Below are 15240 nucleotides of genomic sequence, written 5' to 3'. Positions count from 1 at the left end.
CCTGCGCGATCTGGCACAACCGGACCACAGGCCAGCCCGTGACCCGCTCACTGATCGCCTACGACCACTGACCCACTTCGGAACTACTCGTCTAGCGGCGGGCGGTGCGGGTGCGCCAGGGCAGCTCGACGGTGACGGTGGTCGGGCCGCCCTCGGGGCTGTTCACCAGGAAGACCCCGTCCACCGCCCGGATCCGCTCGGCCAGCCCGCCCAGGCCGCTGCCCGGGTAGGGGGCGGCCCCGCCCTTGCCGTCGTCGTGTACCAGCACCATCAGCTGGTCGTCGGAGCGCCAGACGTCCACCGAGGCGCTGCGGGCGCCCGCGTGCTTGGAGACGTTGGTCAGCAGCTCGCTGACGGTGAAGTAGGCGATGCCCTCGACCGCCGAGTCCGGGCGCTCGGGCTCGCCGTCCGGCCCGGCCAGGTCGACGTTCACCTTCACCCCGCCCGGGACGGTGCAGCGGGCCGCGACCGCGGACAGCGCCGCGTCCAGGCCGCGGTCGGTGAGCACCGCCGGGTGGATGCCGCGGGCCAGGTCGCGCAGCTCCTGCAGGGCGAGCTTCACCTCGCCGTGCGCGTTGTCGACCATCCGGGTGGCGACCGCCATGTCCTCCTGGCTCTCCACCTCGCGCAGCCGCTCCTTGGCCATGCCCAGGTCCATCGCCAGCGCGACCAGGCGGGCCTGGGCGCCGTCGTGCAGGTCGCGTTCGATCCGGCGCAGGTCGGCGGCGGCCGTGTCGACCACCGTGCCGCGGTCGTCCTCCAGCTCGCGCACCCGCTCGGCCAGCGCCCCGGGGAAGAGCAGCGACTCGATCAGGATCCGGTCGACGGCCGCCGTCGCGCGCACCACCACCGGCAGCACCGGCCACAGCACGACCACCGAGGTCAGGGCCAGCGTGAAGCTCAGGATGCCCCAGGGCAGCATCAGCACGTTGTAGAGCGCCGAGCGCCAGTTCAGCAGGTCGGTGAGGTGGGCGATGGTGTACGCCACCATGCCCGGGCGGCGCGGCTTCACCGGCTGCGGGTCGTCGATCCGGGAGCCGTACACCGCGCGGGCCCGGTTGCGGCCCAGCGCGCCCAGGGCGCGGGAGCCGGCCAGCCCGGCGGCCAGCACCGGCAGGCCGATCACCGTGACCGACAGGCCCAGGCCGACCGAGAGCGCGGTGACCGAGAGCACGAAGCCGGCGATGCCCAGCGGGAGGTTCAGCATCAGGTGCCCGACCTGGCGCCACATCCGCGCGCCGTACAGCGGCGGGCGCTCCATCCGAGCGTCCTGCTCCCTGATGGCGTCCACGGCGCGGTTCAGCGACTTCATCGGATCATCCGTCCCCTCGTTCGAGCTGGCGGACCAAGCTTCCCGAATCGGCGGCGGGATGTGCCATGGGGGTGATACATCTTCCCGGCCGGGGGTTATCCCCACCCCTGGCCGGTCCCCGGGCGTTCATCCGGGTGTCCACGGGACGTCTTGCGGAGCGGGCAGGTTTCGGGGGGAGTGGAGCCGTCCCCTTAGACTCACGCATTGGCCACGGTTAAGACCGTGCGAGGAAAGTCGTAGAACTGTCTTGAGGGCGGATTCGCGGCCGAGGTGGAGGCGAAGGCATGGAGTGGCAGCAGGCGGCTGCCGTCGCGGCCGACCCGGCGGTCGGCAGCGGCTACTTCGACGCGTACGCCGCGATGGGCCTGCTGGCCGTCGTCGGGGTGCTCTTCGTCACCGTGGCGTTCACCGCCAACCGTCTGCTGCGGCCGGTGGTGTACTCGCCCGAGAAACTGCTCGCCTACGAGTGCGGGGTGGACCCGGTGGGCGAGGACTGGGCGCACACCCAGATCCGCTACTACGTGTACGCCTTCCTGTACGTGATCTTCGCGGTCGACGCGATCTACCTGTTCCCGTGGGCGACGGTCTTCGCCGCCCCCGGGTACGGCGCCGGAACGCTGATCGAGATGTTCCTCTTCATCGGCTTCCTCGCGGTCGGACTGCTCTACGCCTGGAAGAAGGGCGTTCTGGAATGGACGTGACGCACACCCACTCGCACGGCGCCCAGGGCGGTCCCGTCCCGCTCGGCCTGCCCGACCCCGCGCACCCCGGCGCCGTCGAGCGCCGCGGCCTCGGCCCGCTGGCCCGGCTCGCGCCGGACCCGGTCAAGGTCGTGCTCAACTGGGGCCGCCGCTACAGCCTCTGGTGCTTCAACTTCGGCCTCGCCTGCTGCGCGATCGAGTTCATCGCCGCCTCCATGGCCAAGCACGACTTCATCCGGATGGGTGTCATCCCGTTCGCGCCCGGCCCCCGTCAGGCGGACCTGATGATCGTCTCCGGGACGGTCACCGACAAGATGGCGCCCGCCGTCAAGCGCCTCTACGAGCAGATGCCCGAGCCGAAGTACGTCATCTCCTTCGGCGCCTGCTCCAACTCCGGCGGCCCCTACTGGGACTCGTACTCCGTCACCAAGGGCGTGGACCAGATCATCCCGGTCGACGTCTACGTGCCCGGCTGCCCGCCGCGGCCGGAGGCGCTGCTCCAGGGCATCCTCAAGCTGCAGGAGAAGATCGCCGCCGAATCCCTGCCCGGCCGGTACGCCGCGCCCGCGGCGGCGCTGCGCCGTCCGCTGGTGCCGGGGCCCTCGGCCGGCCCGTCCGAGGGAGGGGCCTCGTGACCACGCCCGAGCAGTACGCGGCGTCGGTCGGGGAGTGGGCGACCGGCGCCGAGGCGTACGGGCTGATCACCGTCGACGTGCCGGCCGAGCGCTGGATCGAGGCGCTCACCAGTGCCCGGGACGTGCTGGGCCTGGGCTTCTTCGACTGGCTGAGCGCCGTCGACGAGCTCGCCGAGGGCTTCTCCGTGGTCGCGCACCTGGCCGCCGCCGAGGCACCGGGGGTGCGCCACCTCGCGCTGCGCACCCGGGTGCCGCGCGACGGGGCCGCGCTGCCCAGCGCCGTCGCGGTGTACGCGGGCGCCGCCTGGCACGAGCGCGAGACCCACGAGATGTTCGGCATCGACTTCCCCGGGCACCCGTACCTGGCCACCCTGCTGCTGCCGGACGGCTTCGAGGGGCACCCGCTGCGCAAGGAGTTCGTGCTCGCGGCGCGGGTCGCCAAGGACTGGCCGGGCGCCAAGGAGCCGGGCGAGTCGGACCACGGCGGCGGGCCGGCCCGGCGCAAGATGCAGCCGGCCGGTGTGCCGGACCCGAACGAGTGGGGGCCGCTCAAGGGCACCCTGCCGCCGGTCGCCGAGCGGCCCGCGCGCGGTGCGCGGGCGGCGGGCGCGGCGGCGCGGACGCCCCGGGCCGGTGCGGGCGCGGCTGCGGCCGCACCCGCCGGTGCCGAGGGCGCCCCGGCGGTGCGGGCGGACCGGCCGCGGCGGACGCGCTCGGTGTCCGAGGGGTCGGCGAGCCAGGGTGCGGCCGAGGCCGGGGCCACCGGCGCTCCTGCCGCTCCGGTCGCCGAGGGTGCGCCGCCGGTGCGGGCGGACCGGCCGCGGCGGACCCGTTCGGTGTCCGAGGGATCGGTCAGCCAGCCCGCCGAGGAGGCCCCGGCGGCCCCCGTGACTCCTGCCGAGCCGGCGGCTCCGGCACGGCCCCGGTCCTCCGACGCGCCCTGGCACAACCCGGTGCCGGCCCACGACGAGCAGCCTCCGGCCGGGAAGCCCTCGGCCGAGAAGCCTTCGACCAAGGAGCCCGCGGGCGAGAAGCCTTCGGCCGAGGAGCCCCCGGCCGGGGCGACGGAGAAGGACGAGAACTCGGCCGGAGCGGCCGACCAGGACGGAGACGGCACGTGAACCTGCTCGACACGGTGCTCCGCTGCGTCGCCACCCTCGTCGTCTTCCTGGTCTTCCCGCTGGTCATCGGCCAGACCGAGCACAAGGTCATGGCGCACATGCAGGGCCGGCTCGGCCCGATGTACGCGGGCGGTTTCCACGGCTGGGCGCAGCTCGTCGCCGACGGCGTGAAGTTCGCGCAGAAGGAGGACATCGTCCCCGCCGAGGCGGACCGCCGGGTCTTCCAGCTGGCGCCCGCCGTCTCGCTGCTGCCGTACCTGTTCGTGCTGCTGGCGATCCCGGTCGGGCCGAACGGCTTCGTCGGCCAGGCGATCGACGCGGGGCTGTTCTTCGTGCTGGCCGTGATGGGCGTCGGTGTGATCGGCAAGCTGATGGCCGGCTGGGCCTCGGCGAACAAGTTCTCGCTGCTCGGCGCTCTGCGCACGGCCGCGCAGCTGATGTCCTACGAGCTGCCGATGGTGCTCGCTGCGGCGTCGGTGGCGATGGCCGCGGGCACCCTGTCGCTGCCCGGGATCCTGGACGCCTGGCAGTGGTACTGGCTGCCCTGGCAGATCATCGGCGCCTTCGTGTTCTTCACGGCCGGTCTGGCCGAGCTCCAGCGGCCGCCGTTCGACATGCCGGTCGCCGACTCGGAGATCATCTTCGGCGCGTACACCGAGTACACCGGTCTGCGCTTCGCGCTGTTCCTGCTGTCCGAGTACGTGGGCATCCTGGTGGTGTCGGCGCTGACGGCGGTGCTGTTCCTCGGCGGCTGGCACGGGCCGATGGCCGACCAGCTCGGCTGGCTGTGGATGCTCCTCAAGACCTTCGCGCTGGCCTTCGTGGTCATCTGGCTGCGGGTCACCTATCCGCGCCTGCGCGAAGACCAGCTGATGCGCTTCGCATGGGTGGGGCTGATCCCGCTCGCGCTCGTCCAGCTGGCCCTCACCGGCATCATCAAGGTGGCGATCTCATGAGTTTTCCCGGTGCCGGTCTGGCGAAGGGCCTGGCCGTGACGCTGCGGACGATGACGAAGAAGAGCGTCACCGCGCAGTACCCCGACGTGCAGCCGGTGCTGCCGCCGCGTTCGCGCGGCGTCATCGCGCTGCTGGAGGAGAACTGCACGGTGTGCATGCTCTGCGCGCGCGAGTGCCCGGACTGGTGCATCTACATCGACTCCCACAAGGAGACGCTGCCGGCCGCCGAGCCGAACGCGCGGGCCCGCACCCGCAACGTGCTGGACCGCTTCGCCATCGACTTCTCGCTCTGCATGTACTGCGGGATCTGCATCGAGGTCTGCCCCTTCGACGCGCTGTTCTGGTCGCCGGAGTTCGAGTACGCGGAGACCGACATCCACGAGCTGACCCACGAGCGGGACAAGCTCCGGGAGTGGATGTGGACCGTCCCGGCGCCGCCGGCGCTGGACCCGGCGGCCGAGGAGCCCAAGGAGATCGCCTCCGCGCGCAAGGCGGCGGACAAGCTGGCGGCCGCCGCTGCGGCCGCCGCCGAGGAGAAGGGTGACGACGCATGACGGGCGCTGCCACGCTCCTCGCGGCGACCGGTTCGCTGGAGCCGGCCGCCCGTTCGTTCCTGTCCCCGACCGGCCAGGAGATCGTCTTCCTGCTGGTCGGCATCGCGGTGCTCGGCTCGGCGGTCGTCTCCGTCACCACCAGGCAGCTGGTGCACGCCGCGCTCTGGCTGGTGGTCGCGCTCGGCGGGCTGGCGGTGGAGTTCCTGCTGCTCACGGCGGAGTTCATCGCCTGGGTGCAGGTGCTGATCTACCTGGGCTCGGTGGTCGTCCTGGTGCTGTTCGGGCTGATGCTCACCAAGGCGCCGATCGGGCGCTCGCCGGACGCCGACTCCAAGAACCGCTGGGTCGCCCTGGTCGTCGCGCTGGCCTCGGCCGGGACGCTGGTGACGCTGGTCGTCGACGCCTTCCGGACCTCCTGGATCGACCTCGGCGCGGGCGGCGGCTCGGCCGCCGTCACGGGGGCCAGCCTGTTCCGGAACTGGGTGCTGCCCTTCGAGGCGCTGTCCGTGCTGCTGCTGGCGGCGCTGGTCGGCGCGATCGTGCTGTCCCGCGGGTCCAGGCGCCGGGTGCCGGCGCCGCGGGCGGGCAAGCTGCGGGCCGGCCGGCCGGTCGGGTCCAACGGGACCGTCGCCGCGACCGCGCCGCGCACCGCTCCGGAGGCCGGCGCTCCGGAGGCCGCCGCGCCGCCCGCGCCGTCCGCGCCGTCCGTGACGGAGGAGAGCTGATGCACCTCGCGTACCCCGTCGTCCTCTCCGCGCTGCTGTTCAGCGTCGGCGTGTACGGCGTCCTCGCCCGGCGCAACGCCGTCCTGGTGCTGATGTCCGTCGAGCTGATGCTCAACGCCGTCAACCTCAACCTGGTCGCCTTCGACGCCTGGCTGCGGGACTCGCTGCACGCCGGGCAGGCGCTCACCCTGTTCACCATCACCGTCGCCGCCGCCGAGATCGGGCTGGGGCTCGCCATCGTCCTGCTGCTGTTCCGGGCCCGGGGCACCGCGGACATCGACCGGGCCACCGCGCTCGGCGACCCGGCCGAGCCGTACGCCACCGTCGAGGAGGAGCCGGCCGCAGCCGAGGCACTGAAGGGCCGGGCCACCGCATGAACCTCGCCCTGCCCGCCCTCGTCCCCGCGCTGCCTGCGCTCGGGGCCGCCGCGACCCTGGCCACCGGCAAGAAGGTGCCCGGGCTGACCCGGCCGCTGGCGATCGTCCCGGTCGCCGTCTCGGCCGTGCTCGCCCTGGTGGTCGCCCTCCAGCTCGGCACCGGCCAGACGCTGGACGCGGCCACCCGGCTCACCCCGACCGGCGGCCCGGACATCTCGCTGGCCGTCCACCTGGACGGCTTCAGCTCGCTGATCTCCGTGCTGGTCGGCCTGGTCGCCACCTGCGTCCAGGTCTACTCGACCGCGTACCTGAAGGAGGACCCGCGCTACCCCTCGTACGCGGCGCTGGTCTCGCTCTTCACCGCGGCGATGTTCCTGGTGGTCTTCTCGGGCGACCTGATCGTGCTGCTGGTCGGCTGGGAGGTCATGGGTGTCTGCTCGTACTTCCTGATCGGTCACCACTGGGAGACCGCGGACGCCCGCTCGGCCTCGCTCAAGGCCTTCCTGGTCACCAAGCTCGGTGACGTGCCGTTCCTGTTCGGGATCTTCCTGCTCGGCGCGGACGCCCACAGCTTCCGGATCCCGGACGTGCTGGCGGCCGCGGGCGAGGGCAGGCTCGGCCACCCGACGCTGATCGCGCTGCTGCTGCTCGCCGGCGTGGCCGGCAAGAGCGCCCAGTTCCCGCTGCACACCTGGCTCCCGGACGCGATGGCCGGCCCCACGCCGGTCTCCGCGCTGATCCACGCCGCCACCATGGTCGCGGCCGGCATCTACCTGGTGGCCCGGCTGATGCCGGTGTTCCTGCAGTCGGGCGCGGCCCTGGTCGTGCTCGCCGTGATGGCCGCCGTGACGATGATCGGCTCGGCGCTGTGCGCGCTCGCCCAGGACGACCTCAAGCGGGTGCTCGCCTACTCCACCGTCGGCCAGCTCGGCTACATGGCCGGCGCGCTGGCCAGCGGCGACCGCGAGGCCTCGGTGTTCCACCTGGTCAGCCACGGCGCGTTCAAGGCGCTGCTGTTCCTGGCCGCCGGTGTGGTGATCCACGCCGCGCACACCAACTCCATCTCCGCGATGTCCCGGATCCCGGGGCTGCGCAAGCGGGTGCCGGACGCCTACTGGACGACCGGCATCGCGCTGGTCGCGCTGGCCGGGCTGCCGCCGTTCTCCGGCTTCTTCAGCAAGGAGGCGGTGCTGACCGCCGCCGAGCACGCCGCCAACGGCGAAGCGCTGACCAACGGGCTCGGCCCGGCCTCGGGCGTGCCGCAGGCGGCCGGCTGGATCGTGCTGATCTCCGCCGGGCTCACCGCACTGCTCACCGGCGCCTACGCCACCCGGCTGTTCCTGGTCGCCTTCCACAGCCCGGCCGGTGCGGCCGCGGCGGCACCCGAGGTGCTGCCCGCCGCCGACCGGGCGACGGTGGTGGCCGACCACGAGGCCGACGCGCCGTACTCGCCCGAGCTGGACGAGGCCGACCCGGCCACCGCCGAGCCGCCCGCGATGCGCTGGCCGCTGTGGGTGCTGGCCGTCCCGACCATGGCCTTCGGCGTCGCCGGGCTGCGCTCGGACTGGCTGCCCGCGCTGCTGGACGGCGGCTCGCTGCGCCCCACCGGCGTCACCGCCGTGACCGGCACCGGGCTGGCCGTGGTCGGGGTGCTCGCCGCCTACGGCGCCTGGCGCTCGGCCACCGCGCGACTGGCCACCGGCCGTCCCGCCCCGGCCGCCGTCGGGCGGGTGCCCGAGCAGGCCGGAGCCCCGGCCCCCGAGGTGATCGTCGCCGACCCCGGGCGCACCCTGCTCGGCCCGCTGTTCGGCCCGGCCCGGCACGGCTTCGGCGTCGACCGGCTGTACCACGTGCTGTTCGTCCGTCCGGTGGCCGCCGCCGCCCGGCTGGTCCGCTTCCTCGACCGCGAGGTCGTTGAGGGCTACGTCCAAGCCAGCGGGATCGGCGCCAACCTGCTCGGCCGGGCCGTCCGGCTCGCGCAGACCGGCAACGCGCAGACCTACCTCAGCGCGCTGCTCGCCGGGGTCGTCCTGCTCGCCGTCCTGGTGGCGGTGTAGCCGGTGCTGCTGTCCTCCACCCCCGTCCCGTTCACCCCAGCTGGGAGCCCCCGATGAACGCGGTCCTCATCGCCCTCCTGGTGCTGCCACTGCTCGGCGCCGCGCTCACCCTGGCACCGGTGTTCGGACCGGACCGGGCCGTCGCCGACCGGCGGGCACTGCGGCTGAACTCCGTGGTCACCGGCGCGGTGTTCCTGGTCTCCATCGCCCTCGCGGCCGGCTTCGACCACGGCGCACCGGCCCGGATGCAGGCCACCACCGACGTGTCCTGGATCCCGGCGCTGCGCGTGCGCTTCCACCTCGGGGTGGACGGCGTCTCGCTGCCGCTGATCGTGCTGACCGCGCTGCTCACCTTCCTCTGCGCGCTGTACTCGGAGAAGCGGCTGCCGGGTGGGGACGTCCGGGGCGGCGCCCCGGACGAGCACCGTCCCTCGGCGCAGGCCTTCGTCGGGCTGTTCCTGCTCCTCGAAGTCGGCATGCTCGCCACCTTCGCGGTCCTGGACCTCCTGCTGTTCTTCCTGGCCTTCGAGATCGTGCTGATCCCGATGTACTTCCTGATCGCCCGCTGGGGGAGCGGCGCGAAGACCCCGGCCGCCAACCGGTTCATCCTCTACACGCTGCTCGGCTCGGCCGTGATGCTGCTCGGCTTCCTGCTGATCGGCAGCAAGGCCGGCACCTTCGACATGCAGGCGCTGGCCGCCGCGCACGGCAACGGCCTGAGCCACACCACCCAGGTGATCGCCGCACTGGCGATCATGGTCGGGCTGGCGGTCAAGGCCCCCGCCTGGCCGCTGCACAGCTGGCTCCCCGACGCCCACACCGCCGCCCCGACGGTGGGCTCGGTGCTGCTCGCCGGCGTGCTGCTGAAGATGGGCACGTACGGTCTGGTCCGCGTCCTGCTGCCGGTCGTGCCGGACGGCACCGCGACGCTCGCCCCCTACCTGGGCGCCTTCGCCGCCGTCGGCATCGTCTACGGCTCGCTGGCCTGCCTGGCGCTCGCCCGCCCCGGCTCCAAGGGCGACCTCAAGCGCCTGATCGCGTACTCCTCCGTCGGCCACATGGGCTTCGTGCTGCTGGGCATCGCCTCCCTCACCCCGGTGGGCGTCAACGGCGCGCTGTTCGCCAACATCGCCCACGGTCTGATCACCGGTCTGCTGTTCTTCGTCGTCGGCGCGCTCAAGGACCGCTACGGCACGGCGGACCTCGACACCCTCTCCGGCGCCACCGGCGCCGCCCTGTACGGGAGGGCGCCCCGGATCGGCGCGCTGCTCGCCTTCGCCGCCGTCGCCAGCCTCGGCCTGCCCGGGCTGGCCGGATTCTGGGGCGAGCTGCTCGCCATGTTCGGCGCCTTCGACCCGGCCGCCGGGCTGTCGCGCCCCGCCTTCGTCACCTACATGGTCCTGGCCGGTCTCGGCACCCTCCTCACCGCCGCGTACCTGCTGATCGTGGTCAAGCGCGTCTGCATGGGCGACCCCGCCCAGCCCGCGCCGGTGGACCGGCTGCCCGACCTGCGCCCGTACGAGGCCGTCAGCTGGACGCCGCTGGCCGCGCTCACACTGGTGGCCGGCCTCTGGCCCGCCCTCCTGCTCGGCCTCTCCGACCCTGCCGTCAAGCACCTCCTCGGGGGTGGCTGACCGTGCTCGCAGCCCACACCGCCGCACTCGGACCTCACTCCACGGGGCAGCACACTGTGACCTCCCTCGCCGTAGTCAACCCGGGCAGCCTGATCCAGTCCGTGGACTGGGTGGCGATCGCGCCCCCGCTGATCGCCGCCGTGGCCGCCCTCGCGGTGCTGGTCACCGACCTGTTCCTGCCCGAGCGGCACAAGAAGTGGCTCGGCCGCATCACCACGGCCGGACTCGCCCTCGCCCTCATCGCACTCCTTCCGCTGACCGGCCGGTCACCCCGAGCGACCTTCTGTGTCCGGAACGTAGCAGGGGCCACTGACATCCCATCGATCAGCGGCTCCACCGCGGCCGGCTGTTCCTACGTCGCCGACCACTTCGCCCTGGTGTTCCAGCTGCTCGCCCTCGGCGGCGCGCTGATCGCCGCGCTGCTGTCGGTGCACACCGTGGAGACCGAGAAGCTGCCCCGCGGCGAGTACTGGTTCCTGCTGCTCTCCAGCGCCACCGGCGCCGCGCTGCTGCCCGCCTCCCGCGACCTCGCCACCATGGTGATCGCCCTGGAGGTCGCCTCGCTGCCCGCCTTCGCCCTGGTCGCGCTGCGCCGGGACGGCCGTGGCGCGGAGGCCGCGCTCAAGTTCTTCGTCTCCTCGGTGACCGCGACCGCCGTGATGCTGCTCGGCATCGGCTTCGTCTACGCGGCGAGCGGCAGCCTGCACCTCGGCGCCGTCGCCCAGGGACTGGAGCACGCGCCCGGCCAGCTCAAGGCGCTGGCCGAGGCCGGGGCCGTGCTGACGCTGGTCGGCTTCGCCTTCAAGGTCGCCGCCGTCCCGTTCCACTTCTGGGTGCCCGACACCTACACCGGCGCCCCGCTGCCGGTGGCCGGCTACCTCTCGGTGGTCGGCAAGGCGGCCGGCCTGTCCGGCCTGGCGCTCGCCACCACCGTCGCGTTCCGCCCGTACGCCCACACCTGGGGGCTGGCGCTCGCCGTGCTGGCGGCCGTCACGATGACCGTCGGCAACGTCGGCGCGCTGCGGCAGCGCTTCGACACCCGGTACAGCGCGGTGCGGCTGCTCGCCTGGTCCTCGGTCGGCCAGGCCGGGTACCTGCTGGTGCCGCTCGCCGCCGCCGGGTACGCGCCCACCGGGGCCGACCCGCTCGGCGCGACCGCCGCGTACGCGCTGATCTACGGCGTGGTGAACCTCGGCGCCTTCGGGGTGGTCGCGGCCGTCGGCCGCCGGGCCGGGACCAGCGTGGACGACTTCCGCGGCCTGTTCGCCCGCAACCGCTGGACGGCGCTCGCGCTCGCCTTCTTCCTGCTCTGCCTGGCCGGGCTGCCGCCGGGCGTGATCGGCCTGTTCGGCAAGGTCGTGGTGTTCCGTGCGGCGGTCGACGCCGGGCTGGGGTGGCTGGCCGTGGTGATGGCCGTCAACGTGGTCGTGGCCCTGTACTACTACCTGCTGTGGACGGCCCGGCTGTTCGCCCCGGCGGACCCGGCAGCGGTCGCGGCGGGCGCGGCGGGCGCCCAGCCGAGGCTGCCGGTCAGCCTGACCGCCACGCTGGGGCTCACCGCCTCGGCGGCGGTGGTGCTGTCGGTCGCCCCGCAGCTGGTCCTCCAGGTCGCCGGCGGCAGTCTGTTCTGAGCCCGGGCCCGGGCCGAGTGCGGGCCCTCGGCCCGGGGGCCGTCCGGGTGGTGCGGCGGCGGCGCGGCGGTGTCGCGTCGGTCACAAGGGAACAAGGTCCCCGGCCCCACCCGTTGACCGGGCAAGAGGGACGAGGCGGAAAGGGCTTCCCCACCGCACCACTGGAGGGCCTGACGTGCACAGCCGGCACAACGGACTGAGGACCGCCGTCCTGCTCGGTGGCCTCTCGGCGCTGATCCTGGTGATCGGCAGTTTCTTCGGTCGGACCGGCTTCCTGGTCGCCCTGCTGGTCGCCCTCGGGACCAACGCCTACGCGTACTGGAACAGCGACCGGATCGCCCTGCGGGCCATGCGGGCCCGCCCGGTCAGCGAGTTCGAGGCGCCCGGGCTGTACCGGATCGTGCGCGAGCTCTCCACCTCGGCCCGCCAGCCGATGCCCCGGCTCTACATCTCCCCGACCCCGGCCCCGAACGCCTTCGCCACCGGCCGCAACCCGCGCAACGCGGCGGTCTGCTGCACCGAGGGCATCCTGCAGATCCTGGACGACCGCGAGCTGCGGGGCGTGCTCGGGCACGAGCTGAGCCACGTCTACAACCGGGACATCCTGATCTCCTCGGTCGCCGGGGCGCTGGCCTCGGTGGTGATGTTCCTGGTGAACTTCGCCTGGCTGATCCCGTTCGGCCGGAGCGAGGACGACGACGGCCCGGGGCTGTTCGGGATGCTCGCCATCATGATCCTGGGGCCGATCGCCGCCGGGCTCATCCAGATGGCCGTCAGCCGCTCCCGCGAGTACCAGGCCGACGCCGACGGCGCCCGGATCACCGGCGACCCGCTCGCCCTCGCCAGTGCCCTGCGCAAGCTTGACGCCGGCACCCGCCAGCTGCCGCTCCCGCCGGAGCCCCAGCTGCAGACCGCGAGCCACATGATGATCGCCAGCCCGTTCCGCCCGGGCGAGGCCGGCGCCCGGCTGTTCTCCACCCACCCGCCGATGGCCGAGCGGATCGCCCGGCTGGAGCGGATGGCGGGGTACCGGCGGTAGCGGGCCCGGCGGCCTTTCAGCCCGCCGACTCCTCGTACGCCGTTCGCAGGCGGTGGACGCCCTCCGCCACCTGGGCGGGGCCGTCGGCGGCGGCGTAGCTGATGCGCAGGTGCGGGGCCGGGGGTTCGGCGGCGTGGTACGGGCGGCCGGGGGTGACCTGGACGCCGGCGCGCAGGGCGGCGGCGGCGAGGGCGTCGTCGTCGGTGCCGTCCGGGAAGCGCAGCCACAGGTGGTAGCCGCCGGGCCGGTAGGCGTCGAGCACACCGGGCAGTTCCCGGTGCAGCGCGGCCACGGCGGCGGTGCGGCGGTCGCGCAGTTCGGCGCCGAGGGTGCGCAGGTGGCGGGCCCAGGCCGGGTCGGCGACCAGTTCCAGCGTGGCCTCCTGCAGCGGCCGGGGCACGAAGAAGCTGTCCACCACCTGGGTGGCCCGCAGCCGGGCGAGCGCCGGGCCGCGCGCGGTGAGGGCGCCGACCCGCAGGTTGGGGGAGGCGGCCTTGGTGAGCGAGCGCAGGTGCACCACGACGCCGTCCCGGTCGTCGGCGGCGAGCGGGCGGGGCAGCGCCGGGGCGTCCGCGTGGACGAGCAGCCGGGCGAAGTCGTCCTCGATCACGAAGGCCCCGGCCGCCCGGGCGATCCGCAGCACCTCGCCCCGGCGCGCGGGCGAGAGCACCGCCCCGGTGGGGTTCTGGAACAGCGGCTGGCAGACGAACACCCGCGCCCGGGTGGCCTCGAAGGCGTCGGCCAGCAGGTCGGTGCGGACCCCGTCGGCGTCGATCGGCACGGGCACCGGCCGCAGCCCGGCGGCCCGGATGACCGCGAGGATGCCCGAGTACGTCGGCGACTCGACCAGCACCGGTGAGCCGGGCGCCGCGAGCGAGCGCATCGCGACGGTGAGGCCGCCCTGCCCGCCGGAGGTGATCAGGACGTCCCCGGCGCCGATCGGCCCGGCGTGGCCGCCGATGTCGCGGGCGAACCAGCCGCGCAGCTCGGTGAGGCCGTCGGTGGGCGGGCGGTCCCAGGCACCGGGGCGGCGGCCGGCCCGGGCGAGGGCGGCGGCGAGCAGCCGCTCGGGCAGCAGGGAGGCGTGCGGGTAGCCGCTGTTGAGGTCGATGACGTCCGGCGGGGGCACCCGGAGGGTGGCGAACACCGGAGCGGCGAGCAGGTCGCGCGGGCCGGAGCCGGCGCTGAGCGCGACCTCCTGCCAGGAGAGGTCGCCGGGGCGGCCGGCCGGTGCCGCCGGGCCGCCCGGGGCCGCCGCGAAGGCCGCCGCCCGGAACACCCCCGCGCCGGGACGGGAGACCACCAGTCCCTCGGCGACCAGCACCGCGATGGCGCGGGAGACCGTTCCCGGGCTGACCTGGTGGCGTTCCATCAGGGCTCGGCTGGAAGGGAGCTTCCGTCCCTCCGGGTAGCGCTCGACCTCCCGCCGCAGGCTGTCGGCGAGTTCGGCCACGCTGCTACGCTCGTTCATGACGGCACAAGATAGCGCTACCCGTACGGTGGCGGTAGCAGCGCAGCACGGCGACCGCGCCACCGGCACCGCCCTCGCCGCCCTCGGGGTGGCCTCCTTCTCGCTCAGCTTCCCGGCCACCGCGTGGTCCCTGACCGGCTTCGGCCCCTGGACCTCGACCGGACTGCGCGGCGCCGTGGCCGGGGTGCTGGCCGGGCTGTACCTGCTGGCCTCCGCCGCCCCGCTGCCCGATCGGCGGCAGTGGCCCGGACTGCTGGTGGTCTCGGCCGGCTGTGTGGTGGGTTTCCCGCTGCTCACCACGCTCGCCCTGCGCACCTCCTCGACCGCCCACTCGGCGGTGGTCATCGGCGTCCTGCCGCTGGCCACGGCGGTGGTGGCGGCGCTGCGCACCGGACGTCGGCCGTCCCGGGTGTTCTGGGCGGCGGCGCTGGCCGGGGCCGTGGCCGTACTGGTCTTCACCCTGCTGCAGAGCCACGGCCGGCCGACCCTCGCTGACCTCTACCTGTTCGTCGGCCTGCTGGTCTGCGCGGCCGGGTACGCGGAGGGCGGGCGGCTGTCCCGGCAGCTCCCGGGCGCGCGGGTGATCGCCTGGGCGGTGGTGGCCGCGCTGCCGGTGATGCTGCTGACCTCCGGGTACGGGCTGGCCGCGGAGCCGGTGCACCTCGGCGGGAAGGCGCTGGCGGGACTGGCGTACGTCGCGGCGGTCTCGCAGTTCGGCGGGTTCGTGCTCTGGTACCGGGGGATGGCCGCGATCGGCGTGCCGAGGGCCAGTCAGCTGCAGCTCGGCCAGCCGCTGCTGACGCTGCTCTGGTCGGTGCTACTGCTGGGCGAGGCGCTGCCGGTGGCGGCGCCGGTGACGGCGGTGGTGGTGCTGCTCTGCATCGCGGTCACCCAGCGGGCCCGGGTCTGAGGGCCGTCCGGTCGGCTCCCCGGCGATGTCGTGCGCCCGCGAACCCCGGCGGTGACCCGTCCGGAGGAGCCTCCCGCTCGTTAGGATGAGCCCGCGCCCCGCGTCGGTCCGGGGCGC

The 15240-nt window shown here is 74.1% G+C and carries 14 protein-coding genes; 12 read left to right on the top strand and 2 right to left on the bottom strand.

What is annotated here, in order from left to right; all coding sequences use genetic code 11:
• Window positions 1-91 precede the first annotated feature (91 nt).
• Window positions 92-1312 carry a sensor histidine kinase gene (locus ACZ6Z8_RS37965; RefSeq protein ID WP_465614524.1) on the bottom strand — a complete coding sequence of 407 codons (1221 nt, stop codon included), beginning with the start codon at window positions 1310-1312 and terminating at the stop codon, window positions 92-94.
• 284 nt (window positions 1313-1596) lie between these two features.
• On the opposite strand from ACZ6Z8_RS37965, the gene ACZ6Z8_RS37960 reads away from it, so the two are divergent.
• The 11 genes from ACZ6Z8_RS37960 (at window position 1597) to htpX (ending at window position 12742) form a co-directional block, all read left to right on the top strand.
• Window positions 1597-2013 (top strand): NADH-quinone oxidoreductase subunit A, encoded by a 417-nt coding sequence (locus tag ACZ6Z8_RS37960; RefSeq protein WP_465614523.1) that lies wholly within the window; start codon window positions 1597-1599, stop codon window positions 2011-2013.
• Window positions 2004-2648: an NADH-quinone oxidoreductase subunit B gene (locus ACZ6Z8_RS37955; protein ID WP_465614522.1), complete on the top strand. Its 645-nt coding sequence runs from the start codon at window positions 2004-2006 to the stop codon at window positions 2646-2648. The genes ACZ6Z8_RS37960 and ACZ6Z8_RS37955 overlap by 10 nt, the downstream gene beginning before the upstream one ends.
• On the top strand, window positions 2645-3769 hold the full coding sequence (locus tag ACZ6Z8_RS37950; RefSeq protein ID WP_465614521.1) for an NADH-quinone oxidoreductase subunit C: 1125 nt from the start codon (window positions 2645-2647) through the stop codon (window positions 3767-3769). The genes ACZ6Z8_RS37955 and ACZ6Z8_RS37950 overlap by 4 nt, the downstream gene beginning before the upstream one ends.
• Entirely contained in the window at window positions 3766-4725 is a 960-nt protein-coding gene (nuoH, locus tag ACZ6Z8_RS37945; protein WP_465614520.1) for an NADH-quinone oxidoreductase subunit NuoH, read from the top strand. Before ACZ6Z8_RS37950 ends, nuoH begins: the two co-directional genes overlap by 4 nt.
• The gene (locus ACZ6Z8_RS37940) at window positions 4722-5279 is read left to right on the top strand and encodes a NuoI/complex I 23 kDa subunit family protein (RefSeq protein ID WP_465614519.1); all 558 of its coding nucleotides are present in this window, start codon (window positions 4722-4724) and stop codon (window positions 5277-5279) included. Before nuoH ends, ACZ6Z8_RS37940 begins: the two co-directional genes overlap by 4 nt.
• Window positions 5276-6004: an NADH-quinone oxidoreductase subunit J family protein gene (locus tag ACZ6Z8_RS37935; RefSeq protein WP_465614518.1), complete on the top strand. Its 729-nt coding sequence runs from the start codon at window positions 5276-5278 to the stop codon at window positions 6002-6004. Before ACZ6Z8_RS37940 ends, ACZ6Z8_RS37935 begins: the two co-directional genes overlap by 4 nt.
• Window positions 6004-6381, top strand: a complete 378-nt coding sequence (gene nuoK / locus ACZ6Z8_RS37930) for an NADH-quinone oxidoreductase subunit NuoK (RefSeq protein ID WP_465614517.1) — start codon at window positions 6004-6006, stop codon at window positions 6379-6381. The genes ACZ6Z8_RS37935 and nuoK overlap by 1 nt, the downstream gene beginning before the upstream one ends.
• The gene (locus tag ACZ6Z8_RS37925) at window positions 6378-8438 is read left to right on the top strand and encodes an NADH-quinone oxidoreductase subunit 5 family protein (protein ID WP_465614516.1); all 2061 of its coding nucleotides are present in this window, start codon (window positions 6378-6380) and stop codon (window positions 8436-8438) included. Before nuoK ends, ACZ6Z8_RS37925 begins: the two co-directional genes overlap by 4 nt.
• Window positions 8439-8491: 53 nt before the next feature.
• Window positions 8492-10072: a complex I subunit 4 family protein gene (locus tag ACZ6Z8_RS37920; RefSeq protein ID WP_465614515.1), complete on the top strand. Its 1581-nt coding sequence runs from the start codon at window positions 8492-8494 to the stop codon at window positions 10070-10072.
• A gap of 56 nt (window positions 10073-10128) precedes the next feature.
• Complete coding sequence (locus tag ACZ6Z8_RS37915) at window positions 10129-11703, top strand: NADH-quinone oxidoreductase subunit N (protein ID WP_465614514.1); 1575 nt, start codon at window positions 10129-10131, stop codon at window positions 11701-11703.
• A gap of 175 nt (window positions 11704-11878) precedes the next feature.
• Entirely contained in the window at window positions 11879-12742 is an 864-nt protein-coding gene (gene htpX, locus ACZ6Z8_RS37910; RefSeq protein ID WP_402812456.1) for a zinc metalloprotease HtpX, read from the top strand.
• A gap of 16 nt (window positions 12743-12758) precedes the next feature.
• On the opposite strand, the gene ACZ6Z8_RS37905 is transcribed toward htpX, so the two are convergent.
• Window positions 12759-14213: an aminotransferase-like domain-containing protein gene (locus ACZ6Z8_RS37905; protein WP_465614513.1), complete on the bottom strand. Its 1455-nt coding sequence runs from the start codon at window positions 14211-14213 to the stop codon at window positions 12759-12761.
• On the opposite strand from ACZ6Z8_RS37905, the gene ACZ6Z8_RS37900 reads away from it, so the two are divergent.
• On the top strand, window positions 14212-15123 hold the full coding sequence (locus ACZ6Z8_RS37900) for a DMT family transporter (RefSeq protein ID WP_465614512.1): 912 nt from the start codon (window positions 14212-14214) through the stop codon (window positions 15121-15123). The genes ACZ6Z8_RS37905 and ACZ6Z8_RS37900 overlap by 2 nt on opposite strands.
• Window positions 15124-15240: the final 117 nt, after the last annotated feature.

Source organism: Kitasatospora sp. NPDC101108, assembly GCF_055584725.1.
The sequence above is the reverse complement of the archived record's forward strand: the minus strand, read 5'-3'. Positions and strand labels throughout refer to the sequence as shown.